This is a genomic window from Veillonellales bacterium, from assembly GCA_039680175.1.
Classification (GTDB): Bacteria; Bacillota; Negativicutes; order JAAYSF01; family JAAYSF01; genus JBDKTO01.
Window position 1 is genome coordinate 14,590 of the sequence record JBDKTO010000067.1, and the last position, 26,104, is coordinate 40,693.

Sequence of the window (26,104 nt, forward strand, 5' to 3'; positions counted from 1 at the left end):
GCGGTCACGGAGTAATGTTAGGACGGGTATTATTATATTCGCAATAATTTGTAATTTCAGTATTCATGCCAACCGGTTTATCAAGCTTCAACAGTTCAGCCCATTTACGGAAGGAATCGAACAAGGTAATAACAACCAAAATGATCAACACAATGCTGATTATACCGTTCGTATTGCCCAGTGTATCGCCCCGCGTAAAAAACATTCCAATGTTCATAACGCCGGCGGCAATTACGGTAACGGTTAGAAATGCTAAGGGGGCCGCGGTTACCCAGGCATAAGATTTTTTCGGAGCAATCTTAAGAATAATGGTGGTCCCAATAGCCAGAGCAATAACGGCCAGCAGCTGATTGGCAACCCCAAACAACGGCCAAATGGAGGCAACATCACCGCTATACAGCAGATAACCCCACAAATAGCTTACTAATGCACTGGTAAACAGGATACCGGGCCACCAGCTGGTTTTTTTAAGGGGAGCGTACAGATAGGTGCCGATAATATCCTGTAGGATGTATCTGGCAACACGGGTTCCCGCATCAATCGTAGTCAGGATAAATAAGGCTTCAAACATAATCGCAAATTGATACCAATAGTTCATTAAATGTTTCATACCACCAATGCTGGAAAAAACATGAGCCATACCAACCGCCAAAGATACAGCACCGCCAGGGCGATGGGCCACATCCATACCAACCAAGCGGGATAATTCATTTAATTCTACCGGCGGTATATTCAATTTTGCGAATACGGCTGCCGGTGTGTTGATGGCGAAATAGTCGCCAGGCAGTAAAACTACGGCAGAAATTAACGCCATTATGCCGACAAATCCCTCTACAAGCATACCACCGTAAGCAATCATACGGGCCTGTGATTCCAATTCAATCATCTTAGGGGTAGTACCGGAACTGATTAAAGAATGGAACCCGGAAATAGCACCGCAGGCAATAGTAATAAATACATAGGGCCACCATGGACCGGGAATAATAGGTCCGCCGCCATCCATAAAACGAGTAGTCATACCCATGTGTACCGTCGGCTGAACAATTAAAATTCCAAGAGCTAAAGCGCCGATTGTTCCAATTTTCATATATGAACTTAAATAATCACGCGGTGCCAACAGCAGCCAAACTGGAAGTACGGCGGCAAAAAAACCATATAAGGGCAGTGCCACTGCTAATTGGTTTTTCGTAAAATTAAAGGCGCTGGCAAGAGCTTCAAAGGGTTGACCAGGACTCAGCCAGTGTCCGGTAAAAACAGCCCCCAGGACTAATAAAAAACCTATAATGGATCCGGAACGAATGGACCCGGGAGCGATCTTGAACATGTACAATCCGATGACAATCGCAATGGGAATCGTCATGGTCAAAGTATATAAACCCCAGGGATTCTTAAATAAAGCATTCACGACAACAATAGCCAGACCCGCTAACGCAACGATGATAATAAAAAAGATCGCCAAAGAGGTGGTAACACCGGTAAGCGGTCCAACTTCACGACGGGCAATCACTGCTAAAGACTGACCGTTATGCCGGATGGAAGCAAACAGAATAATGAAATCATGCACCGCACCGGCAAAAACAGAACCCAGCAAAATCCACACAAAACCAGGACCCCATCCATACTGAGCAGCCAATACCGGACCTACCAAAGGACCGGCACCGGCAATTGCCGCAAAATGATGACCAAAAAGAACCCATTTATTCGTAGGTACAAATTCACGCCCATCATTACAGCGATACGCAGGTGTCACATAAGAATCATTCAAGGCAAAAATTTTTGCAGAAATGAATGCGGAGTAATAGCGATAAGCCAAGACAAATACACAGGCAGAAACAATCAGCAAGAGAACTGAATTCATAAACATCCTCCTTTTTTCTTTTTTACCCGACCTGTGTGCTAAATGGCACCTCCCTTCAATTATTTTTGTAAAGTTCTGACTATTATATTTAATCATATGCGATTTTTTTGAATCCAGCAATACATTTTGGTTGAAATGCATCAAATACAGGCTGAATAACAACTATTACCGTCTTAATTACACTAGAGAGCAAATATTTTTTTTAAATAGGCAGCTTGCTGCCGGCTGACAGGCACTTCCATATCAGGGATCCCCTCCATAACCAAATTATAAGTTCCGTTAAACCAGGGGATCACTTCTTTAATTTTTTCTAGATTCACTAAATAAGAACGGTGACTGCGGAAAAAATTGTGGGATAAAAGTTTAGCCTGTAAATCCTGCAGCGCCATATTGCACTTGTAGTTCTTGTTTTCAGTGTATATACAAAGCTGTCCATCCGAGCAGCAAGCTAAAATAATATTATTTATGTTAAGTATAACAGCTTTACCATGATTCTCAATGGCTAATCTTTTCCAGGAATTTAGAACTGGATTGTCGGTTGTTCCCTTGGATCCATAAGAAAATTCTATTGGGGCATAATTCATTAACAGGCTACGAACGCGATTAAGACATTGGTCAAGCCGTCGCTGCGAAAAAGGCTTTAATAAATAATCTACCGCATCCAGGTCAAAAGCTTTTACGGCAAACTCATCATGGGCAGTTGCAAAAACCAGTAGCGGGGAGATATCCGCAGCAAGAATTTTTTCCACCAGTTTAATGCCATTCATTCCCGGCATCTGAATATCCATAAAAATCAGATGAGGCTGGCAGCGCTGAATGGAATCAAGGGCTTGTCGATAATTGGCAGCAACGCATACTAACTTTACATCCTGGTACTGGTTTAATAAATACTGAAGCTCATTACGGGCATGCTCTTCATCATCAACAATCATGACCCGGATTGTCCGTATTAATTCCCTCACGGGCTTATCCCCTCACTTTTCATAGGAATAGACAACTTAATTACTGTTCCTTTACCAACAACGCTATCAATTGCCAAAGCATATTGAGGTCCATATATTGTTTTTAGCCGCTCATTTACATTGCTTAAACCGACACCCGTTCCTTTGCCAAAACCGTGAACCAGTACTTTTTGTATAATTTCCGGCGGGATTCCTACCCCATCGTCACAGATAGTAATTTCAACATGTATGTCGGATCTTTGGGCTGAAATACGAACTGTTCCTCCATGTTCCTTAGCCTGCAATCCATGTTTAACCGCATTTTCTACTAACGGCTGTAATGTAAAGCAAGGAATTTGAGTATCCAGTACATTCTCATCGATCTGTTTTTCGATAATCAGTCTCTGACCGAATCTGGCTTTTTCCAATATTAAATAAGAATCTACATGATCCAGCTCTTCTTGAAGCGTAACAAAATCCCGTGCAGTTTTTAAACTCCGGCGAAAAAAGTCGCTTAATTCTACTAGTAATCGTCTGGCCTCCTCGGAATTGGTACGGCACAAAGAAACAATGGTATTCAGCGCATTAAATAAAAAGTGAGGATTAACCTGGGCCTGTAACGCTTTTAGTTCCGCTTTGGTTGTTAATTCCGCCATATGCTGCAGCTTTGCCAATTCCAGCTGCGTACTGAAAATTTGTCCCAAGCCCTGGGTGAATTCTATATCTAATTCGGACATGGCATCTTCTGAGGTATAATAAATTTTTAGCGTGCCAACAAGTTCTTCCTGGCAATAAAGCGGAGCAATCAATGATGATTTAAAGGGGCAGTTTTTATGTCGGCAGCCGATTTCACCGTCATGCTGGAGTTTAATAGTTTCCCCGGCTGAGAAACAGTCTCGAATATCAGTGGCAAGCAAGCTGTCACCGGCCCGATGGTGATCCTCGCCTAAACCGACATGAGACAAAACCTCATCACAGTTGGTGATAGCAACTGCTGCTGCAGAAGTCATAGTTTGAATGGCAGCGGCTACCTTACCGGCAGAATGAATCGTCAAACCTTGTCGAAAAAAAGGTAAAGTAGCATTGGCAATGCGCAGCGCTTTATTCGTCTGCAGCGCCCCAATTTTAGTTTGATGTTCTCTGGCGTTATGAACAATAATCATGAAAGTAGCGATCCCCAGGATATTTGCCAATACCATGGGGATAGTAATTTGATATACTAATGACACTGCCGCGGCATGGGGTTCGGCAAAGAATAAAATAAGGATCATACTGAGTAAAATAATGCTGATGCCAATTAGAATTCCGGTAATAAAATCCGGCGTTTTGGGTTTCATCCGCTGATGAATGCAACCGGAAATAACGCCGCCCAGTATAGTGACTACGCCGCATTGTACCGCCGTAAATCCCCCCAGGGATATCCTATGCAGGCCACTGATCAATCCGGTAACAGTACCAACCAGAGGACCGCCTAATAATCCGGCAACAATACTGCCTGTATCCCGGACATTTGCCAGTGCATCTCCCACAGGTATGCCAAAATAAGTACCGGCAATCGATATGCCGGAAAAAGCAATCACTAAAATAACCTGTTCCCGCGAAGTAATCTGCTCTTTAAATAAAGAACGAAAAGCCCGCGTTTGAGAAAAGACATAAGCAATAACAGCGATAAATGCAATACGCTGGAGTAATATCATCGACAAGCTTTCTTGCATAGTATCTTACCCCTCTTCAAGTAAGCGGGAAATTGCTTCCATCATGCGGGTACTAAGATCCTCCAGCATTTCTTTATCTACTTTCCCGGCTGCAGCATAAATTGGCTGACCAAATTTAACCCGAAACTGAGGTAAAAAACAGCCATGAGAAAATACCCTGTTCGTACCGATCACTGCTGCCGGAATAATCGGAGCACCGGCCTTGGCAGCGATTAGCGCGACTCCGGGAGCTGGGTTCCCCAGCTTACCTGTTCTACTGCGTGTTCCTTCAGGGAATATGCCCACTATTTTTCCCTGATTCAGTAATTCAATGGCAGTCCGAATAGCGGTGCGGTCAGCAATTCCCCGTCGCACTGGAAAGGAGTTCAATTTTCGAATGATCCAGCCCAATACAGGTATGTTAAACAATTCTTTTTTTGCCATAAAATAAACTGGTCGGGGACTGGGGGTGCCAATTACCGGTGGATCCCATAGACTGATATGATTAGCGGCAATGATTACACCGCCATTGAGCGGAATATTTTCCAAACCGGTAATTTCCCAGCGAAAAAGTACTGTAAACAAACAACAGAAAAAATTTCTAATCAAATTATACAATTTCTGCTCTCTCCCTGCAGATTTGCAAAATGGCCTGTACGGTTTCTTCAATTGATAAATGAGTAGTGTCTAAAAAGACGGCGTCTGGCGCTTGAACTAGGGGGGCAATGTCCCGCTCACAATCCATCTGATCCCGACAGGTAATTTCTTGTTTTAACTGTTCAAAGTCAACTTCCATCCCCTTTGCCCGCAGTTCCCGCCAGCGGCGTTCAGCCCTTTTCTCAATGGATGCAGTCAAAAACAGCTTAATATCTGCATTCGGTAATACATAGGTACCTATGTCCCTGCCGTCCATTACTACCCCGCCAGCCTTTGCCATGTCCCGTTGTAAATGCAGCATCGCCTCCCGTACTGTCGAAATTTGAGCAACTCCTGCAACCATCCGGGTAACTTCCGGGCTGCGAATTTCCAAAGTTATATCCTTTTCTTCCAGTAATACTTTCGTTTTACCACCTACATATTGTAACCGAATAGCATAATTACGGGCAATCCTGGCAATTTGTTCTGTCTGGGCGCAAGTTAGATTATGCGCCAGGGCCTGCCACGTTACTGCACGGTACATAGCCCCGGTATCAATATAAGTATAATTAAGACGCTGGGCTACGATTTGAGCCACTGTACTCTTGCCAGCTCCTGCCGGACCATCAATAGCCATAATTAACTTTTTCATAGACTCCTCCATCGCCTTCATAATGATTGATCCTGAGCCTCCAGACAAATTAAGAAGCAAAAAATCATTATATATATTTCCCTGTAAAATGCGAATATCCTCTTCGTTAAGAGAATCCTGTGGTGTAATCATAACAGCAGCACTTAATTTTTAAATTTCACCTTACCAACTGCGGTAATGGTTCCTCGACTTTCCACTATAAGTCCATTCAGGGGTGAAACCACTTTACTGCCGGGAACATTAACAATATATTGAGATGGCTGCTGTAACGCAGTGGCGTTTATTTCGACATAGTCGCCATCATAAACATGCAGCTGGACTTCACCCTTGTAGAAATCTTCCGCTTTTTTACCGTTAATAGCAGCAAAGACGCCATGATGATTTACCGGGGTAATCATACGGATAATTATGACCTGACTGTTGCGAAAAAGCTGTAGAGGATTTGTTACATTCTGCGAATCAATGATTTTTATTGGCTCATTATAGCCAGGGGGAATGTCTAAGGAAAGTTGTTCTCCCTCCAATTGGTCAATTCTTGACAATTGAACTCTGCCAGCTTGAAATAACAATATAATTTGGGAAACAAGCAGCAGGCTTAAACAAAAAAAAGTTAGATACAATAATAAACGGTCTCTTTGTTGAATCCATTGCCAATTGGAGTTTTTCACTACTTATCCCCCATCAATTTACTTATTTAGTTGTATTATGCTCACATTCTGTTCTGCCTAGTACCTCTTTCCCCTTCCAATTAGTAAGCTGCGTTCTTCCCTGCCACATATCCGGTGGAAAAAGCCGCTTGCAGATTAAATCCACCGGTATATCCGTCAATATCAATCACTTCACCGGCAAAAAACAATCCTTGTACCAGTTTTGACTGCATAGTGGCCGGATTGATCTCCTTAGTACTTACCCCACCGGCAGTAACAATAGCTTCGTTAATAGACCGTGTCGAAGTAACGGTGAAAGTCAAATGGGAAAGTGTAGCAACTAACCGAGAACGTTCTTGTTTAGTAATTTGATGCACCGGTTTATCGGGATCAAGAAAGGCTATATCCATAACCACCGGGATTATTTTTGCCGGTAATAATTCGTGGAGTGAGTTTTTCAGCTGCTTACGAGAAAATTTTTCAAAATCCCGTTGTAGGCGTTTATCGAGAACTTCTTCCGTTAATGCCGGTTTCAAATTGACTTCCAAAAGCGCTTCCTTTTTTTTACTTAGCAAGTCGGCAACCACTTTGCTGAGTGACAAAATAATCGGTCCCGATAAGCCAAAATGAGTAAACAACATTTCACCAAATTCTTCAGCAGTCTTACGTCCCTCGGTTATTACGGCAGCTGTCACATTTTTTAATGACAATCCCTGTAATTCAGTAATCCACTCCTCTGCAACTTCTAAAGGCACCAGTGAAGGTTTTAATGGAACAATATGATGACCAACCTCCCGGGCCATAACATACCCGTCACCCGAAGATCCGGTTGCCGGGTAGGATGCACCGCCGGAGCAGAGAATAACCGCATCGCTATGATAAACAGTACCCGCTGTCGTTATAATACCGGTAATCCGGTTATTTTCAACAAGGATTCGTTGAGCCCTCTGCTCAGTTAAAATTTTTACTTTGTGATTCGCCAGAACTCGAAGAAAAGCGTTGACGACATCAATTGCCTTATCACTTACCGGGAATATACGACCACCTCGTTCGCACTTAGTAGGTACATTATATTTTGCCAAAAAATCAATCATAGCCTGATTATTGAAAGCATTCAGTGCACTATATAAAAAGGACCCATTCCCCGGCATGTTCTTTATAAATGTTTGCATATCGCCGCTATTGGTCACATTGCAGCGTCCTTTTCCGGTTATTAATAGTTTTCGACCGACTTTAGGCATTTTTTCCAAAATGATTACTTCGGTATCATTTTCTGCTGCCGCAATAGCTGCCATCATTCCCGCTGCACCGGCACCAATTACAATTACTTTTTTCATTGTATTCACCTTTATATCGCAATATTTTCTTTTTTATTATAAACATAAAACCCCTATTTGTATAAATAGGAGTTCAAATTTTATTCATTTTCAGCTAACTTTTTTAGTTCCGCTATTTCTTCAGGAGTAAGGTGGCGATACTTACCTCTTCGCAAACCGCTCAAGGTCAAAAAAGCAAATTTCACCCGCTTCAATTGTTTTACCGGATGTCCGATAGTATCAAACATCCGGCGAATTTGCCGATTTTTCCCTTCATGAATGGTGATTTCTACCGTTGTAATGTTCTTTTCGCGATCAATATCCATTCGCTGCATCTTGGCCGGAGATGTCATTCCATCAGATAATTTTATTCCCATGCGTAATAAATCCAGTTTTTCTTCTGCCGGTATGCCAGTGACTTTGGCTAGGTAGGTTTTATCTATTTTTTTACTGGGGTGAATCAATGAATGGGTCAACTCTCCGTCATTGGTCATGATTAATAAGCCCTCAGTATTATAATCCAGCCTGCCGACGGGATAAATTCTCTCGGGAATATCGCGAACCAGGTCTATAACCGTTTTTCGCCCCTGAGGATCCTGACTGGTAGACATGACACCCTTAGGTTTGTATAGTAAAACATATACGCTTTTTTCGGCGGTGATAGGGTTCCCATCAATTTTAATCCGATCTCTTCTCGGCTGTGCTTTCGTTCCAAGTTCGGTGACAATCTTTCCATTGACCGAAACGCGCCCTGCCAGGATTATTTTTTCAGCTTCACGGCGGGAAGCGATACCGGCCTGACTTATTATTTTCTGTAATCGTTCCAGCATAAATTACTCCTTTTATTCAATCATTCAATAGTTCCTCAAAACGGGTTTGAACTTTACAAGTTCTAATTCTGCCATCACGACGTGTTTCCTGTTCACAACTGCCGCAAATTCCTTCACCACAGCACATCGTAGCGTTATTGGTTGCAGCCATTGGTATATTCACACCTGCATTCCCCATGGCTTCCATAATACCGTAATGCTGTTCATCCGGTCCGGCACTGACGATTAAGTCCGGTACCGAGGAAAGTTTTTGCTTTAGCAGCGTCATGCCTTCTCGTCGCAGGGATTCAACGACATGCACCTGAACTCCTAATCGGCGCATCTCATCTGCAATAAAAACTTTTCCCATATGTCCGGGAGCAAGAATAGCAAGCACTTGATTTCCCCGGCTTACCAATTTACTGGCAATCGCGAAAGCCGGCGCCTGGCCAATTCCTCCAGCTACCAATATTATCTCACCATGGGTAACATTGTCAATCCATGGCTGGCCAAATATTCCGTTATAGTAAGGTCCCCTCACCAAAAGAAGGTGCTCTTTGTCATCAAATATTCGAGCTGACTTCGGGCCTACCGTTTCCACTACTAGCTGTATCATAGTATTGGAAACTTTCATTACTCCAACTGGAAAATGATAAAAATAGGGATCCTGCGGTCGACGTAAAAATACAAACGCTCCAGTCTTATTCAGTTGATTGGTAAAATCAGCAGGAAGGGAAAGCTCCAAAAGAAAGGCAGTCTCACTAATCTGCTGCAAAAGTTTAAACTTAGTTTCTACCTCAGTCCTTATGGGAGCACTTTCCTCATCGCGCCAACGATTTTTCTTAGACTGCCAATGTTTCTCATATAATATACATACGCCGGTCCAATTACAATCACAGGTTATTTTCCCCTTCAGATGACTGCAAAATACGCAGTGATTGGTTTCGGCTAATAAACAAGGACAATATTGAGTATTAATGTCAATACAATGGCTAATTATATTATTCATATTTTGCTCTTCCTCCTAAACCAAACACATATTATATATATCCGTTAGCTTTGCTTTTGCCACACGTGCATTAATCTCTGCCCGGCTTGTAGAATATAACGATAGATCTTTCATCCGTTGAAAATATACCGACCCGGCAAATGTATAGCGCATGCGCAGCCCTTTTTCTGATGCCATTTGTTCGCGGGTAAAAGTAATAAAATCACCACTGGCCAAGCTGCGTGGTAGCTCAAGATACTGCATATCCAAACAATGACGTACAGTATATTATACAAAACGGGATGCAAAATGCATCATATATTATCACTTTATTAACTCACAGGTGTGTAATTATTCCGAGAGGTTATAAAAATAAAATGCCAATCAAAATATATACTTGTTAACCATGCTACTTTATCTTAATATCTTTACAGTCAATTCCTTCGATACATATTCTTTCCTTTTGCAGATTCAGAATATCGCCATTATATAAACAAACAAGTGGCTTAATAAAACATTTTTCTTTGGTATTAAAACCTATAATTTTTGCTTGCTGTCCATTGCTTAATATTACGCTATTCCCTATAAAATAATTTTCCATATGCTCCATGAAGGTCATACAGACAACAGGATCCAGCTTTTTAAACATATCTTCCGCCAATATGTCAAGTGCTTCTAGTGGTGTTTTTTTATGGTGATATATCCGTTCAGATGTTATTGCATCGTATGCATCAGCAATGGAAATAATTTTTGCGACAGCAAAAATCTCATTCCCGACCAGTCCACGCGGATATCCGCTACCATCCAACCGCTCATGATGCTGCCAAATACCCAGTTTAATATCATTAGAAATCCGAGCATCCTCGTTAATCATTTGATAACCTTCTTGAGGATGCTTCTTAATGACAGCGAATTCTTCATCCGACAAACGTCCTGGTTTATTCAGTATAGATAACGGAACACTCAATTTGCCGATATCGTGGAGCAAGGCGCTTAAAATTATATTTTTCAATTCAGCATTTCTGTAGTTGCACCATTTACCCAAAATCCCGGCAATTACAGCAACATTCAATGAGTGTGAAAAGGTATTATCACTATAAGACCGCATCTCGTTAAAATGCGCTATACCACCTATTGATTCAACCAAAAGAATAATTTTTTGATCCACAAGCTCATTCATTTCAGCAATTGGAACCTCGCCAAATCTTTTAATATGCCGAAATCCATGAACAATTCTATTAAGCGTTTCTGCATAACCATATGTAAACTCGGCCTTTGTCATTTGAACGCCCATTACTTGTTCCTTCATATTCTCAGCAGAGTCTTCAATATAAATAGATGACAATCCCCAATTTCTGATGCTGTCTATTTGCGATTGGTTAAGAACAATTCCTTGGGCCAATAGCTTTATTACGCCATCCTGAGCGATCACTTCTTCACCTGTACACATACCAGGAATTAAATTTTTCGTAAATATCAATTTCATAAGGAACCTCCTGATTTAACATAAAGCAATAATCAGTCAGCGTTGATATCCATTTTAACTTCATAATCAAAAATGGCACCAGCCTTTTTAGATGCTGATACCATTCTACACTTCATTTAAAGCGGCAACTTGGCAATCATAGACCATCGTCTTTAGACCCATAGCTTTGCGCCCCTACCTTTCGATAAGTTAGCCAGATATTAATAATATTTATATATATTACCATGAATGTATTCAATTGTAAAGTATAATTTTTATAATATATCTATGAAAATGTTCGAGGTAATCAGTCAATAATCCCATTCCTTTAGACGTGTGTAATGCAGATTATTTGTCATTTCATTTAACACAGCATCGTTAATCACGACCCCGCCGAAAAGCTGCAAAAAAAGAGTTTCTGTCTTATTGACTTCACATTATAGTAATTTTTATAAAGCCCCAGGAAATTTTGAAGGAAATAAGCGAAAACATTAATGAAAGCATTAAAGATAAACCATCCTGAAAATAATATATACTTTGATTATTCTTCGACTGGCCTAAAATATTGAATGTACTATTATTTGAATATTACTCAATGTTTACCACTAGTTTACAGGAATGATAATTTTAAATTGTGTCATACTAAATTATGAATCTACAGTATCCAAATTATAAGGAGGAGATATAATGCTTTTTAAAGCAAACAGCAACGAGTATTTAGCCAATAGTGTAATTGTCAGCCCGACTAATCCCCATCCGGGTGAAGATGTGAAAATCAGTTATAATGGATTATTGCCCCAAAGTGGTGCTTCCTGTATTCAGGCCCATGTTGGGTTTGGCTTTGAGTGGCAGAATACTCAAGATGTGCATATGACTAGAACACCAGCTGGTTTTGAAGCTACTGTTATAGCTAACAATAACGATGCATTATGTGTCGCTTTTAAAGATTCAGCAAATAATTGGGACAATAACAACGGACTGAACTATAATTTTAATATCCACCAATGAGTGTAAAAGCCTGCCGCTTAAACTTGCGACAGGCTTAGTTTTTATCATGCCTCTTCGGTGACAAAAAAAATCCCGACAGCATTGTGCCGGGATAAAAAGAGTGGATATGAATATTGGGGTGTCTAAGGTTTATAATAGACGGTGATTTTTAGAATTAATTTAGAATTCGCTAGCTAAAATAACAGTATGATAGGATATTAAAGCCGCAAGTCACAATTTAATACAAAAAAATCGCCCCATCCCGAAGGACAGAGCGGTAACTCTCATTTGTTGTCTAAGTGATCGGCAATACGTTTTGGCGTTGCTATTGGTTATTTATTTGAAGAAATAAAATCATGGATTGTTATATGTAAAAATTTATATTTTTTACTAACACTGCAGGGATTTATTACCAAATGTAGAATTATGGAAATCAGGAGGTGGTTATGTGCATAAAAGCACTTTATTTTTGTTAGTGGCCTGTTTAGTAGCTATGATTTAATTGAATATGCGAAAGAACATCCAAGTAAAGTAAAGTTTGGCCATGCAGGCTTGCACATTCTACTAATACTAATATAGAACAAGTTCCCTTCCGCAGTGCAAGTGAATCAACCGCGGCTTTACTTGGCGGACATATTCAAGCAGCCCTTGCGTCTCAAACTATATTCAATGAATACATAAAATCAGGCACTATTAAAATTCTAGCAACAACAGGAGCAGAACGAGCAAAGGATCCATTATGGTCAAAAATACCTACTTTTAGTGAATAAGGATACAATATAATTATTAGCAACCGATTTGGAGTAGCAGCGTCTAAGGAATTGCCGATGGAAGTAAAAACCAAGCTGCTTAAAGGATTAAAAAAGATGATCGCTGATCCCGAATTTCAAAAGGATGTAGAAGGTCTAGGGTTGCAAGTGGAATATTCTGAATTGGATGAAACTCAAGCATATTTATTATCTGATAAACAAAATTTAGACAAAGCCGTGAATGAATCAGGTGTTATCGACCTAATCAAGAGTCAAAAAAATAGTAAAAACTAAACCCATACACAGCTGGGGAGAGGGGGGTTGTTTGTTGCTGCAACTGATTCGGCCAATACATAAACGCTCACTTTTACATCTTCAATATTTATAAGGTCCCTAACCGTGCGGGTGCTATTCCCAACATAGAGTAAGCTCCCTATTAGCAACGGCCAAACTATTTCCTGGAAATTATTTGCATTAACAATAGTTGTAGCGTCCGATTTTTTCATATCGCTGCCCAGTTTGCAAATACTTTATTCCATGAAACGCCGACGGATGAGGTTAGCCCGATTTCACTTTTAAACCGCTGCCGATTTTATCTGCGATTTGCTGACCATAAACTAACATCCGCACGGAACCGTGTTCACATCGATGTAGGCTAAGTACATAGCGCTTTACTATGTGTGTCGCCATCCAAAGTCCAATCAAACGCCCCCCTCTCCTTATGAATGATTTTCCGCAGCTGTAAGTATCAGCGCAACTCCGGACCATTTTTTCCTGTTGGTAGTTGTCCAAGTTTTAAGCTGGCCGATTACTCGGCCTTTTTGAGTAAGTCCTTAGGCTCCGGGGTAAAAGCCCGTTCTAAATCATCCCAAAATATTTGTGGAGGCTTTTCCGGGGGATAACTCACTCCGTTTACAATAAAACCTTTAAAGACAATCTTTTTATCTTTCATCCTCACCCCTCCCATAAAAGATATGCGGCTGATGATTGTCCACTTGAACATAATTTTTTAAAATCGGAAAATATCCGGTAACAATTATTTATAACTTGTATTTATAACTTGGTAGGACATTTTTACTGATTACAGGAATGCTCCTCTACCCTTAACAGGATGAAATTCACGCTCAAAGCTGCTCGGGATCACTCATCCCGTCTACATCTGGTCAATCAGATTTTGAAGGTAGCCTCATCGTTCGCCGTGAGAAACGGATGAAAGCAGCGGATAAACTACTAGGAATATGTCCACCAAAAAATGATGCCAAAATATAAAAAAAGACACAGCATAATATATATGCATCTGGAGGTTATATCAATGAACGCAATATACTGCCGGGTGTCAACCGATATACAGGCCGAACAAGGGTATTCTATAGGTGACCAGATAAGAACATGCCACGCCCATGCTGCCAAACTCGGCCTAGAAGCTGTCGAATATATAGATGATGGGTATTCGGGCGAGTATCTAGAAAGGCCGGCACTAGACCATCTTAGAGATGATTTAAGGGCCAAACTAATACAGAACGTTATTATATATGACCCGGACCGGTTGAGCCGTAACCTGACAAACCAGCTCCTGCTTGCCGATGAAATAGAGAAAGCCGGCGCAAAACTATTTTTCGTCACTGGGGATTATGATGCCAGCCCTGAAGGAAGGCTATTTTTTTCTATTCGCGGAGCCATATCAGCATTTGAGAAGGCGAAAATCCGCGAACGTACTCTTCGGGGAAAGCGTTCAAAAGCACTATCAGGCAAGATCATTCAGAATGGAAAAGCCTATGGTTACAATTGGGATAAAGAAAACAGCATTTATATTGTCAACGATGAAGAAGCCGAAACGGTTAAGATTATCTACGAACTTTATTTAAGTCAGCGATTAACGGTAAAGGATATCGCAATATTGTTTCGCAGCAAGGGTATTGTAAACCGGCAGGGTAAGCCTTTCAGCATTTCCCATATTCATCGTATATTGAGCGACGAAAAATACGCCGGCACAAAGTGGTCATTCAAATATTATGAGAAAAAAATAAGCCAGTATAAAACTCATAAGACGAAACGGGACGAAAAAGAATGGATCCGAATTTCTATCCCCCCTATCGTCACAGAGGAACAATTTAGAGCGGCCGAGAAAATATTAGATGCAAACCGCAGACGCAGCCCCCGTAATACAAAACAGGAATACCTGCTCCGGGGATTTTTAAAGTGCGGCGTGTGCGGATACGGGTTGTCATCACACTACAAACTAAAACCATCGGGGAAGGAATACCGCTGGTACTCATGCAACTCAGGAACGATCGACAAAGCTCTCCACCCTTGCGGAAATCCTACTATTCAGTGTGAAAAGTTAGATAATTTCGTCTGGGAAATCTTTTGCAAGTACGCAAAACAAAAGGAAGGGATTTATTCTCTTCTGAGCGAAGAATCAACCGATAACAGCGAAAATTCCAGCAAGTTGATAAAGTATCAAGACCAGCTAAAAAAGCGTCAGCAAACGCTCACCAAGTGGGTTAGAACCGGAATGATTGAACCGGAAGATGCTGACAAAGAGATAGTAAGCATCGCAAAAGAACTGCGACAGATAAATGAAAGCGTCGCAAAATTATCTGTTCAGAAAAAGGAAAAGCAGCTCAAGGTAACAGCCAAAGAAATACTTGCGGCAAAATCATTTCAAGAGCGCCGTACCATTATAGAAAAACTAAATTGGGTGTTCGTGGTGGACAACACCGGACTCGAGACGATAGTTGAGTTTACCCTTGGTACCGTTTGAATTGTACGGCTTACCATAATAGCCATTGTGCCGCAGCCGAGTCCCAAAGTAATCGGAATCACGGCGCGCCCATTTAAGCCAAAATATTTGAATAATTTGTCAACCAGCATCGCCAACCGAGGCAGATAACCGCAGTCCTCCAGAATGGCAAAAACAAAAAAAAACGTACCGACAATTGGTAAAATAATGGCAACAGCATACCGAATCCCCAGTGAAAATATACCGTATTCTCCGACCAGCATGGACTGAACCCATTCCCAAGGAATATAATCATCTGCCATAGCTTCGGCGATAGGATTTATAATTTCGGAAAAAAGATAGGTGTCTAGATAATCAACTAAGAATCCGGCACCAAATTTACCAACAAATTGATACAAGCCAAAATATAAAATCAATATCAAAATGGGAATTCCTGTTGCCGGCTCCCGTGCCCAGCGACCTAACTGCTCATATTTATTTTCTCGTTTTCCCTGACTATATTTCACAGTGCAACTTAAAATTTTATCAATCATTTTCTGCCGTTCTAACGTCAATACACATTCCAGATTATGTTGATATTGCTCTGCCAGGGTTTGAATAATCGTTGTTATTTCAGCAATTCTTTCTTCCTGCTGTACAAATTTTAGCATTGCCTCATCCTCTTGAATCAGAAGCAACGATACCATGCGTTTTGATATTCCATAATCCGCCAGCAGTATACTGCTGATTTCGGTAATGCTTGCTTCAATATCTTCAGAAAAATTCAAATGGAGGGCCGCCCCATATTTATATTGGTAAACTTCCTGCTTCAATTTGCCAATTCCAATTTTTTTAACTGCCACAGTAGCATTTACGGGAATCCCTAACAGGGAAGCTAATCGCTCACTATCAATATGTATTCCCATTTGACGGGCCTCATCGATCAGATTAAGATTTAAAATCACCGGAAAACCTGCATCCAGCAACTGCAGCGTTAGAAACAGCATCCGGCGAATATTTTTCGCATCAATTACATGAATGACTATATCCGGATGTTCCCGGCAAAGCAATTTACGGGTTACCCGCTCCTCGTCAGTAATAGGCATGAAGGAATAGAGCCCCGGAGTATCAATAACTTCATAGGTTTTACCATAAATTCGACATTGACCGCGAGACACATCAACGGTTGTCCCCGGATAGTTAGATACCGTTACATACGTTCCTGTCAGCTCATTGAATAGTACACTTTTTCCCACATTCGGCGACCCCACCAGGACAATCTTCTCCAACTTCATTCCCCCGCCCATTCTTCAGTGATCCGATATCCTGCTATTTTCTATTCAATCGTCACCTGAAATATGAACAAAGAATGATCAATATAAAAGCGCGCATTCCGTGTGCGGAGATACGCGCTTTTATTTCCTGATTAGAGAACAGCCAACAAAGACTGAATCTGCGTAATATAATCTTCCCTGCCATAATAAAAAACTTCACCGGTACGACGCACTTTTACTTCGATTGCGTTTTCATTCATGGCTTTCGGACCAATAGTAACTTTTAGCGGATAACCAATCAGATCCGCATCTTTAAATTTAACGCCAGGCCGCTCATTGCGGTCATCCAACACGGTTTCGACTCCCGCGTCGCTTAATTCCTGGTATACTTTTTCAGCCAATGCCATTTGTCCGGCATCCTTACTGCTGATGGGTATAACAGCTGCATGAAAAGGCGCTATCGCTGCCGGCCAGATGATCCCATGTTCATCATTATTTTGTTCAATCGCCGCCGCCATCGTTCTGCTGACTCCAATGCCATAGCATCCCATAACCATCGGTTTTTCCTTGCCGTTTACATCCAAATAAGTGGCTTTTAGTGCCTCGCTATATTTTGTATGCAGTTTGAATACTTGTCCCACCTCAATTCCACGGGCAGTTTGGAGTGGAGCGCCGCAATGAGGACAAGGATCGTTTTTTTGAATCAGGCGAATATCGGAAACTATCGTAGCGCTAAAGTCACGGGCAGGATTGACATTAACATAATGTTGATCCTGCTTATTGGCGCCGCATACGGCATTATACATTCCCATAACGGTCGGATCCGCAATAATGGTGGCGTTCTGTATTCCAACCGGTCCGATAAATCCGGCGAAACTCCCAAGAACATCATGAATCGCTTTCCCCGAAGCCAGTTCAATAAACAGACAATTCAAGGCGTTTTTCACTTTGATGTCATTCACTTCATGATCGCCCCGCACCAAGGCTAACACCAAACCTTTATCGGTCTCATACGCAATTGTTTTTATGGTTTTCTCCGGTTTGATTTTTAAAAATCCGGTAACATCATGAATGGATTTTGTTCCCGGTGTATCCTTGATTGTTAGGGGATTTAACGGCTCTGCTGCCGCAGGGATCAGCTGTAGTTCAGCCTTCTCAACATTGGCGGCATAATCACACTGAGGACAATATACGATGGCCGCCTCACCGGAATCGGCGATCACCATGAACTCATGAGTACCGCTGCCGCCGATTGCGCCGGCATCCGCTTCTACGGCACGGAATTTCAGTCCGCAGCGAGTGAATATTTTAGTGTATGCATCATACATCTTTTTATAACTTATATCCAGACCGGCTTCATCCAAATCAAAAGAATACAGATCCTTCATCACAAACTCCCGACCACGCATTAATCCAAACCGCGGCCGGATCTCATCCCGATACTTGTTCTGAATTTGATATAACAGCAGCGGCAATTGCCGATAAGAACGAACATCTGTTCTTACTAAAGCTGTAATCATCTCTTCATGGGTAGGGCCAAGACAAAAGTTACGGTCATGCCGATCTTTTAACCGGAACATCTCGTCCCCATAGACACTCCAGCGCCCGGTTTCCTGCCACATTTCAGCCGGTTGGATAATCGGCATCAACAATTCTTGCCCGCCCTGCGCATCCATTTCTTCTCGGACAATAGTTTCAATCTTTTTCAAAACCCGCCAGGTTAGCGGCAGATACGTATAGATGCCACCAGCTGCTTTACGGAGCATGCCGGCCCGTAACATAAGCTGATGACTTACCACTTCGGCTTCTGCGGGCGTTTCCCGCAAAGTCGGAGCATATAGCTGTGAAACTCGCATCTTTTATTTTTCCTCCTTGAGTATTTTATCAATTTCCTGAAAAAGTGCTGACAATAATTCGTTTTCCGGTACTTTTTTAAGAACTTTGCCCTTTCGGAACACCAAGCCCTCGCCTTTACCACCGGCGATACCGATATCTGCTTCTTGGGCTTCCCCCGGTCCATTGACTACGCACCCCATTACAGCTACTTTCAATGGAGATTTAATCCGGGCAAGACGTTCCTCCACCTGGCGGGCTATCACCGCCAAATCAATTCCGCAGCGACCGCAAGTCGGACAGGATATTAAAGTAGGTCCATATTCTCTTAGACCTAAAGATTGCAGGATTTCTTTAGCAATATAAACTTCTTCCACCGGATCACCGGTCAGTGAAACCCGGATGGTATCACCAATGCCCTGAGCCAATAAAGCTCCGATTCCAACTGCCGATTTGACTACTCCTGATTTAATGGTTCCTGCCTCAGTAATGCCTAAATGAAGTGGATAATCCACCGTCTCGGACATTAGCCGATAAGCACCGATTGTTAAGGGCACGTCATGGGCTTTTAAAGATACTTTTATATCATGAAAATCCAATCTCTCCAAAATAGCAATATGGTGCAACGCACTTTCCACCAATGCTTCGGGAGTCGGATGTCCACCATGCTTCACGAGTATTTTTTTATCTAAAGAACCGGCATTTACACCAATTCGAATGGGAATATGCCGTTTTTTTGCCATTTTAACAACAATGGCAATCTGTTCCGGATCGCCAATATTCCCGGGATTCAATCGTAGTGCATCAATACCGCTGTCCATGGCTGCCATTGCCAAACGATAGTCAAAATGTATATCTGCAATCAACGGTAAATCGACGCAATTTTTGATTTGTTCCAGTGCCTTTGCCGCTGCCATATCCGGCACCGCCAGCCTGACAATATCGCAGCCTGCCTGAGCCAGCTGTTTAATTTGGGCTACGGTTGCAGCGACATGATCCGTCTTGGTATTTGTCATAGATTGTACGGAAACAGGAGCGTTCCCACCTACCGCTACTTTCCCGATATATACAGTTTTTGTCTGTTTACGTTCTATCATTTCATTCATCCCGTTTCAAAGTATTAAAAGAGCTTTAATCTGGCCACATCACTAAAAGTAGCAACCACCATGAGCAGCATCAGCAGCGCAAAGCCAATCATCTGGATAATTTGCATACTGGATTTGTTCATAGGCTTACCGCGAATTCCCTCTATCGTAAGAGCAACCACATGCCCTCCATCTAACACCGGCACTGGTAATAGATTGATTAATCCTAAATTAATGCTTAAAAACGCCGTAAACTGCAGCAAGGGAATCACTCCCAGCTGAGCAACCTCACCGGCCATCTGGGCTACGCCAATAGGGCCTGCCACTTCAGCCGCGATTTTCCCAGTAATCATCTGAGCAATACCGACTACCATGCTGTTAGCTACCATATAAGTCTGTTTTAATGCCAGTCCAACCGATTCCAGCACCCCCGGCTGATAATTATTGATAATCGGCATAATACCAATAATACCCCGATTGAGTTTTTGATCATATTCCGGCACAAGGGTTACATCATACGCTGACCCGTCACGTTGAAAACGAATCGCCAGATTGTTACCGGCATTGCTTTGAATAGCGGTAACAAAATCCTTCCATTCTTCCACCGGAACATTATTAATTGTCAAAACTTGATCACCGGGAAGCATACCAGCCTGAGCCGCCGGCTTATCCGGCATAATACTACCCACAATCGGTTGATTGGAAGGCGTATCAATACCCGCACTGACAAAAACAAGAAAAAATAAAATGACCGGTAAAATAAAATTCATCGCCGACCCTGCCACGATAACAATCATCCTGGACAAAACCGATTTGGCAAAAAAAGAACGCTCATCCTGCTCTTCATCCGGATCCATGCCCGCAATTTTATTGAAACCGCCTAACGGTATAATTCGCAGTGAATATAAAGTTTCACCATATTGTCGGCTCAATAATTTAGGACCGAACCCAATTGCAAACTCATCTACCCGCATTCCCACAAGCTTCGCCGTCATGAAATGCCCCAGCTCGTGAAAAAAAATCAAGATACCAAACACAAAAATGGTGGCAATAAGGGTTGTCGACATGAACAATCACCTGCCTGCTAATATTTTTTCAAGATCACTTCATCATTTTTACAAGTTCCCTTGCCTTATGGCGAGCCCAAAAATCGGCAGTACAAATAGCCTCTATATCCGGATGCTGCATGGCAGAATGGCTGTGCATTGTTTCCTTTACCACTGCCGTGATCTTAGAAAATCCAATTTTCTCCTGTAAAAAAGCGTAAACCGCCACTTCGTTGGCAGCATTAAATACACAGGGTAAAGTACCTCCCACACGTCCTGCCTGATAGGCTAATGCCAAGGCAGGAAAGGTATTTTTATCCGGTGATTCAAATGTCAGTGCCGATAGTGTTTTGAAATCCATTTTAGGAAAATCAGCTGTAATCCGTTCCGGATAAGTCAGGGCGTACTGAATCGGTACCCGCATATCCGGTCTGCCTAATTGAGCCATAACTGCTCCATCGACAAACTCCACCATGGAATGAATCATGCTTTGGGGATGTACGACCACCTCAATTTGATCATAATCAATATCAAACAGCCATTTTGCTTCCATAACTTCCAGCCCTTTATTGGCAAGGGTAGCAGAATCAACTGTAATCTTTCTACCCATAGTCCAGGTAGGATGACAAAGGCAATCCTCAACGGATACATTCTCCAATTGTTCAGTTGTAAAACCGCGAAACGGTCCACCGGAAGCGGTAACAAGCAAACGACGGATACTCTTGTTCTCTTCTCCTTGTAAACACTGCAAAATGGCACTATGCTCACTGTCAACCGGTAATATTGATACATGATTGGCTTTTGCGGCCGCAGTAACAATTTCACCGGCGGAAACGAGGGTCTCTTTGTTGGCCAAGGCGATCGTTTTACCGGCACGAATAGCCGCCATGGTTGGCTTAAGTCCCGCAAAACCAACTATGGCAGTCAATACGGTATCGGCTTTATGATAGGTGGCTGCTTCCAGCAGTCCTTCTTCACCAGCTAAAATCTTTGTAGTCCCCTGATAGCGCCGTGCCAAACGATCAGCAGCCTGCTTATCAACCAACACTGCCACGTCAGGATGAAATTTTTCAATTTGTGTTTCCAGTAATTGATCCTTTTGTAAAGCAGCCAACGCTGAAACTGCAAACCGGTTAGGGTTTGCGGCAATGACGTCTAACGCCTGCCTGCCAATTGATCCAGTACTGCCTAAAATAGCGATATGCCGCATAGAAACTCTCCTTTATAACAGGAACTACTATCACTAATACTGATATAACAAAATAATCTGAACATAATAATAAACCGCCGGAACCGTGAATAAAATACTGTCAAAACGATCCAAAATTCCCCCGTGGCCAGGTAAAACTCTGCCTGAGTCTTTTACCCCGGCAAATCGTTTCAAAGCCGACTCAACTAAATCACCGACCGGTGCGATAATAGCGATTAATACTCCGAGAAATAGGCTGTGAATAGTCGAAAGCTGCATCCAAATACCCAAAAAGGTTATAATCAATATACAACCCGCTATGCCGCCAATAGCACCTTCTACTGTTTTTTGGGGACTAATCGTCGGACATAATTTGTGCTTACCAAATTGTGTCCCGATAAAATAGGCAAAAGTATCACTTGACCAAGTTCCGATCAATGCAACCCATAAAAAAGCGGTTCCCGGTGATAAAAAATTCAATGTATTCGGTAGTTGTAAAGAAAGATCACTAAATCGCAATAAAACTAAATAAGTAAATAACAGCCCTATATAAATAAGTCCGAATATCGTAAGCCCTGCATCTACAATGCTTATACCCTTGGCAGAAATAACTGTATGGAGTAAAGCGAAGACAGTAACAGCCACAATAACCAGCACAGTCTCCTGAGAATTTCCCAGCCAAGCACACCCAAACAATAAAAGGATCGCACAAAATCCCAAATTACGCAGTATACTGAATTTTTTAACTTGCAGCATGGCACAATATTCATACCATGCTGTTAATGAAAGACCGGCGACTGTCATCGTAAATAACCACTGTCCGTATTGAATAACGAAAGCAGCAACAGCTACACCGATGATAGCCGTTAAAATTCTTTTGCTAAGCATATGACACCTACTTTATAATCTGTACCTCTATTTTTTTAAGCCGCCAAAGCGGCGGTCGCGCTTCTGAAAATCAACTATTGCCTGAATGAAATCTACCGGCTTAAAATCAGGCCAATTGATTTTTGTAAACCAGAATTCCGTATAAGCCAACTGCCATAAAAGAAAATTACTGATTCGCAAGTCACCGCTAGGCCTGATCAACAAATCCGGATCCGGTAAATCACTGGAATATAAATACCGCTGAATCGTAGCCTCATTAATATCCTGAAGAGTCATTTCCCCTTTGCCGACTTTCCCGGCAATTATCTGAACAGCGCGCGTAATCTCAGATCGTCCGCCATAATTGACAGCCAAGTTAAGAACTAAGCCTGTGTTAGCAGCTGTTTGCGCCTGAGCCTTTTCAATTTTATGCTGTAAATAATCAGCCAATCCATTAATTTTTCCAATAAACCTAATTTGTACATTATTTGCATGTAATTCATTAATTTCACTATCCAAATAATCGGATAACAACCTCATTAATAAATTAACCTCATCAATCGGCCTTTTCCAATTTTCCGTAGAAAAAGCATAAGCAGTTAACGCCCCCACACCAATTTCAGAAGCTGTTTTCACAATTTGCCGCAAACTTTCCACTCCGGCACGATGTCCGAAATTACGGGGCAGTCCACGTTTTTGCGCCCAGCGTCCATTGCCATCCATAATGATGGCAATATGCCGGGGAATTCTGGATTGGTCCAGTAATCCATATGTTTGTGCCCTATTTTGCTGATTCTGCTTACCAAACCACTTTTTCCACCACACAGGCCAACCCTCCAACTCCAAATAACCGGATAAGAAACTAAACCCCCTCACTAGAGAGGGGGTCCCAATCACGGAGCCTGAATTGCACCAACCGGGCAAACTGCCGCACAGGCACCACATTCAACACACTCATCGGAAATTACATATTTATCTCCTTCTGAGATTGCGCCAACCGGGCAAGAAGCAGCACAAGTACCACATGCAATACATTCATCACTAATTTTATAAGCCATGACTTAAAACACCTCCTTTCCCATTTTACCAGCAGCTACCAAATGATAAATACCATCAGCATCAATATGCTGCCGAATAACATAGAGACAATCTTCCTGCAATTTAAAGAATTTGCGTGTAGGATGGGTTACTGAAACTGTATATTGAATCTTTGCTTTGTCCAATTCTTGCTGAACCAATGCCAAAGATTGAGCAACTGTATCCAAATTTTACACTTCCATTATTTCCTTTTCCTTAGCTGTCATAATATGATCGACTTCTTTTATATACTTATCGGTCAATTTTTGAATCTCTTCCTGGGATTTTTTCGTTTCATCTTCCGAAGTTATTTTATCCTTCTCCAGCTTTTTCGCTGCATCGTTGGCATCACGCCGCAGATTGCGAATCGCCACCCGGCTTTCTTCCGCCTTTTTGTGAATTACTTTTACCAATTCGCCGCGCCGTTCCTGGGTCAATTGGGGGATGGAAAGACGAATTACGATTCCATCGCTGTTAGGAGTAAGGCCTAAATCCGATTTTAAAATTGCTTTTTCAATCTGTGCTACCATACTTTTTTCCCATGGCTGGATGGTAATCATCCTTGGCTCAGGAATCGAAATATTAGCCACCTGATTCACCGGAGTCGGCGTGCCATAATAATCAACGGTAATCTTATCCAGAAGTGCCGGCGTAGCACGTCCGGCCCGCAAAGTGGCCAATTCTTTGCGCAATGCATCCAGGGCCTTTTTCATTCTTGCTTCGTGGCTAGAAAAAACCTCTTTAATCGTCATCACATTTCCCTCCCACAACAGTGCCGATATCTTCGCCGAGGGCTGCCTTTAAAATATTACCTGGCTCATCGATACTAAAAACAATAATGGGAATCTTATTGTCCATACACAAGGTAGTTGCCGTAGAATCCATAACACCCAATCCAAGCTTTATTACCTCGAGATAATCCAATTCTTTAAACTTCTTAGCCTCCGGATTATGACGCGGATCGGAATCATATACGCCATCCGTATTCTTTTTGGCCATTAAAATAACATCTGCTTCAATTTCAGCAGCACGGAGAGCCGCGGTGGTATCAGTTGAAAAATAGGGGTTTCCGGTTCCCGCAGCAAAAATAACTACTCGACCTTTTTCCAAGTGCCGAATTGCACGACGTCGGATATAAGGTTCGGCAACCTGACGCATCTCAATTGCAGTTTGCACGCGAGTATCTACTTCGCAATTCTCCAGTGCATCCTGAAGTGCTAATGAATTCATCACTGTAGCCAGCATCCCCATATAATCGGCAGTTGCCCGATCCATTCCTTTAGTACTGCCGGCTAATCCACGCCAAATATTACCGCCGCCTACTACAATCGCAACTTGCAGCTTGGTGGCTTGTACCGCTTTAATTTGACGGGCGATAGAGTCAACAACGACTGGATCAATACCATATCCTTTGCTGCCGGCTAACGCTTCGCCACTCAGTTTAAAAACTACGCGTCTATATTTTGCAGCCCCCAAAATTCAGCCCCCATTCTTCCGTTAAATTCTACATATTTCAATATAATCCTTTCAAGCTGCGCAGGTAAATTCTAAAATAAGAGAACACTGAGGGTGTTCTCTTATTTTTTAACTGCCGCCATTACTTCCGCAGCAAAATCATTCGATCTTTTCTCAAGCCCCTCACCAAGCTGATATCTGGTAAATCTACGGATAGAAATATTTTCGCCAATTTTTGCGATGTTTTCATTAATCAATTGAGTAATCGTTCTATCAGTATCTTTTATAAACGGCTGCTCCATCAAACAAACTTCTTTATAATATTTTTCGATTCGTCCCACAATCATCTTCTCAACAATTTTAGCCGGTTTGCCTTCATTTAAGGCTTGTGCTTTCAACACTTCTCGTTCATGATTCAAAATTTCTTCCGGAACTTCTTCCCGACGAACATAACTGGGATTTTCCGCAGCAATCTGCATCGCAATATCTTTTGCTAACGCTTTAAAGCCATCGGTTTTGGCAACAAAATCCGTTTCACAATTAATTTCAACCATAACGCCAATGCGACCGGCACCATGTATGTATGCTTCCACTAACCCTTCGGCTGCAATTCGTCCAGCCTTTTTGGCTGCTGCCGCCAGTCCTTTTTCTCGCAGAAAATCAATTGCTTTATCAATATCACCATTTGTTTCCGTTAAAGCTTTTTTACAATCCATCATGCCTGCGCCGCTACGTTCGCGCAATTCCTTTACCATGCCAGCGGTTATCATCTTTGAAATCCTCCTGTCTACTATTAAAGGTAAGGGTGCAACTC

Annotated in this window: 27 protein-coding genes and 1 riboswitch; of the genes, 3 read left to right on the forward strand and 24 right to left on the reverse strand. The window is 42.1% G+C overall.

Going from position 1 to position 26,104, the window contains the following annotated elements; all coding sequences use genetic code 11:
* Positions 1-4 precede the first annotated feature (4 nt).
* From ABFC84_10325 to ABFC84_10375, 11 genes are all read right to left on the reverse strand, one after another.
* A complete protein-coding gene (locus ABFC84_10325) occupies positions 5-1,858 on the reverse strand; it encodes a carbon starvation protein A (protein ID MEN6413134.1) in 1,854 nt (617 codons plus the stop codon).
* 182 nt (positions 1,859-2,040) lie between these two features.
* Positions 2,041-2,820, reverse strand: a complete 780-nt coding sequence (locus tag ABFC84_10330) for a LytTR family DNA-binding domain-containing protein (protein MEN6413135.1) — start codon at positions 2,818-2,820, stop codon at positions 2,041-2,043.
* Positions 2,817-4,514 (reverse strand): LytS/YhcK type 5TM receptor domain-containing protein, encoded by a 1,698-nt coding sequence (locus tag ABFC84_10335; protein MEN6413136.1) that lies wholly within the window; start codon positions 4,512-4,514, stop codon positions 2,817-2,819. The genes ABFC84_10330 and ABFC84_10335 overlap by 4 nt, the downstream gene beginning before the upstream one ends.
* A gap of 6 nt (positions 4,515-4,520) precedes the next feature.
* Complete coding sequence (locus tag ABFC84_10340; protein MEN6413137.1) at positions 4,521-5,078, reverse strand: lysophospholipid acyltransferase family protein; 558 nt, start codon at positions 5,076-5,078, stop codon at positions 4,521-4,523.
* Between the two features lie 25 nt (positions 5,079-5,103).
* Complete coding sequence (cmk, locus tag ABFC84_10345) at positions 5,104-5,781, reverse strand: (d)CMP kinase (GenBank protein MEN6413138.1); 678 nt, start codon at positions 5,779-5,781, stop codon at positions 5,104-5,106.
* Between the two features lie 143 nt (positions 5,782-5,924).
* Positions 5,925-6,323 carry a hypothetical protein gene (locus ABFC84_10350; GenBank protein ID MEN6413139.1) on the reverse strand — a complete coding sequence of 133 codons (399 nt, stop codon included), beginning with the start codon at positions 6,321-6,323 and terminating at the stop codon, positions 5,925-5,927.
* 206 nt (positions 6,324-6,529) lie between these two features.
* Entirely contained in the window at positions 6,530-7,765 is a 1,236-nt protein-coding gene (locus tag ABFC84_10355; protein ID MEN6413140.1) for an NAD(P)/FAD-dependent oxidoreductase, read from the reverse strand.
* An 80-nt stretch (positions 7,766-7,845) separates the two neighbouring features.
* The gene (locus ABFC84_10360; protein ID MEN6413141.1) at positions 7,846-8,574 is read right to left on the reverse strand and encodes a pseudouridine synthase; all 729 of its coding nucleotides are present in this window, start codon (positions 8,572-8,574) and stop codon (positions 7,846-7,848) included.
* Positions 8,575-8,590: 16 nt separating this feature from the next.
* A complete protein-coding gene (locus ABFC84_10365) occupies positions 8,591-9,562 on the reverse strand; it encodes a hypothetical protein (protein ID MEN6413142.1) in 972 nt (323 codons plus the stop codon).
* Between the two features lie 15 nt (positions 9,563-9,577).
* The gene (locus tag ABFC84_10370; protein ID MEN6413143.1) at positions 9,578-9,805 is read right to left on the reverse strand and encodes a hypothetical protein; all 228 of its coding nucleotides are present in this window, start codon (positions 9,803-9,805) and stop codon (positions 9,578-9,580) included.
* 145 nt (positions 9,806-9,950) lie between these two features.
* Positions 9,951-11,027: an HD-GYP domain-containing protein gene (locus tag ABFC84_10375; protein ID MEN6413144.1), complete on the reverse strand. Its 1,077-nt coding sequence runs from the start codon at positions 11,025-11,027 to the stop codon at positions 9,951-9,953.
* Positions 11,028-11,147: 120 nt separating this feature from the next.
* Positions 11,148-11,232, reverse strand: a riboswitch (cyclic di-GMP riboswitch).
* Positions 11,233-11,693: 461 nt separating this feature from the next.
* Here ABFC84_10375 and ABFC84_10380 point away from each other — a divergent pair.
* Positions 11,694-12,014, forward strand: a complete 321-nt coding sequence (locus tag ABFC84_10380; protein ID MEN6413145.1) for a carbohydrate-binding protein — start codon at positions 11,694-11,696, stop codon at positions 12,012-12,014.
* Positions 12,015-12,820: 806 nt separating this feature from the next.
* Positions 12,821-13,036, forward strand: a complete 216-nt coding sequence (locus ABFC84_10385; protein MEN6413146.1) for a hypothetical protein — start codon at positions 12,821-12,823, stop codon at positions 13,034-13,036.
* A 514-nt stretch (positions 13,037-13,550) separates the two neighbouring features.
* Here the strand turns inward: ABFC84_10385 and ABFC84_10390 are convergent.
* Positions 13,551-13,694: a hypothetical protein gene (locus tag ABFC84_10390; GenBank protein ID MEN6413147.1), complete on the reverse strand. Its 144-nt coding sequence runs from the start codon at positions 13,692-13,694 to the stop codon at positions 13,551-13,553.
* Positions 13,695-14,054: 360 nt separating this feature from the next.
* On the opposite strand from ABFC84_10390, the gene ABFC84_10395 reads away from it, so the two are divergent.
* Entirely contained in the window at positions 14,055-15,506 is a 1,452-nt protein-coding gene (locus tag ABFC84_10395; GenBank protein ID MEN6413148.1) for a recombinase family protein, read from the forward strand.
* On the opposite strand, the gene feoB is transcribed toward ABFC84_10395, so the two are convergent.
* The 12 genes from feoB to tsf form a co-directional block, all read right to left on the reverse strand.
* On the reverse strand, positions 15,407-16,753 hold the full coding sequence (gene feoB, locus ABFC84_10400) for a ferrous iron transport protein B (protein ID MEN6413149.1): 1,347 nt from the start codon (positions 16,751-16,753) through the stop codon (positions 15,407-15,409). The two genes, ABFC84_10395 and feoB, sit on opposite strands and share 100 nt — an antisense overlap.
* Before the next feature lie 137 nt (positions 16,754-16,890).
* Positions 16,891-18,594 carry a proline--tRNA ligase gene (locus ABFC84_10405; GenBank protein ID MEN6413150.1) on the reverse strand — a complete coding sequence of 568 codons (1,704 nt, stop codon included), beginning with the start codon at positions 18,592-18,594 and terminating at the stop codon, positions 16,891-16,893.
* A gap of 3 nt (positions 18,595-18,597) precedes the next feature.
* A complete protein-coding gene (gene ispG / locus ABFC84_10410) occupies positions 18,598-19,677 on the reverse strand; it encodes a flavodoxin-dependent (E)-4-hydroxy-3-methylbut-2-enyl-diphosphate synthase (GenBank protein ID MEN6413151.1) in 1,080 nt (359 codons plus the stop codon).
* Between the two features lie 14 nt (positions 19,678-19,691).
* Entirely contained in the window at positions 19,692-20,723 is a 1,032-nt protein-coding gene (rseP, locus tag ABFC84_10415) for an RIP metalloprotease RseP (protein MEN6413152.1), read from the reverse strand.
* A gap of 34 nt (positions 20,724-20,757) precedes the next feature.
* Positions 20,758-21,912 carry a 1-deoxy-D-xylulose-5-phosphate reductoisomerase gene (locus tag ABFC84_10420; protein ID MEN6413153.1) on the reverse strand — a complete coding sequence of 385 codons (1,155 nt, stop codon included), beginning with the start codon at positions 21,910-21,912 and terminating at the stop codon, positions 20,758-20,760.
* A 33-nt stretch (positions 21,913-21,945) separates the two neighbouring features.
* Complete coding sequence (locus tag ABFC84_10425) at positions 21,946-22,779, reverse strand: phosphatidate cytidylyltransferase (protein ID MEN6413154.1); 834 nt, start codon at positions 22,777-22,779, stop codon at positions 21,946-21,948.
* 27 nt (positions 22,780-22,806) lie between these two features.
* On the reverse strand, positions 22,807-23,583 hold the full coding sequence (locus ABFC84_10430) for an isoprenyl transferase (protein ID MEN6413155.1): 777 nt from the start codon (positions 23,581-23,583) through the stop codon (positions 22,807-22,809).
* Positions 23,584-23,651: 68 nt separating this feature from the next.
* On the reverse strand, positions 23,652-23,816 hold the full coding sequence (locus ABFC84_10435; protein ID MEN6413156.1) for a 4Fe-4S binding protein: 165 nt from the start codon (positions 23,814-23,816) through the stop codon (positions 23,652-23,654).
* A gap of 3 nt (positions 23,817-23,819) precedes the next feature.
* Positions 23,820-24,023, reverse strand: a complete 204-nt coding sequence (locus tag ABFC84_10440) for a hypothetical protein (protein MEN6413157.1) — start codon at positions 24,021-24,023, stop codon at positions 23,820-23,822.
* Positions 24,024-24,026: 3 nt separating this feature from the next.
* Positions 24,027-24,587 carry a ribosome recycling factor gene (frr, locus tag ABFC84_10445; protein ID MEN6413158.1) on the reverse strand — a complete coding sequence of 187 codons (561 nt, stop codon included), beginning with the start codon at positions 24,585-24,587 and terminating at the stop codon, positions 24,027-24,029.
* Positions 24,577-25,311 (reverse strand): UMP kinase, encoded by a 735-nt coding sequence (gene pyrH, locus ABFC84_10450; protein MEN6413159.1) that lies wholly within the window; start codon positions 25,309-25,311, stop codon positions 24,577-24,579. The genes frr and pyrH overlap by 11 nt, the downstream gene beginning before the upstream one ends.
* Positions 25,312-25,412: 101 nt before the next feature.
* Positions 25,413-26,060, reverse strand: a complete 648-nt coding sequence (gene tsf, locus ABFC84_10455) for a translation elongation factor Ts (GenBank protein ID MEN6413160.1) — start codon at positions 26,058-26,060, stop codon at positions 25,413-25,415.
* Between the last annotated feature and the right edge of the window lie 44 nt (positions 26,061-26,104).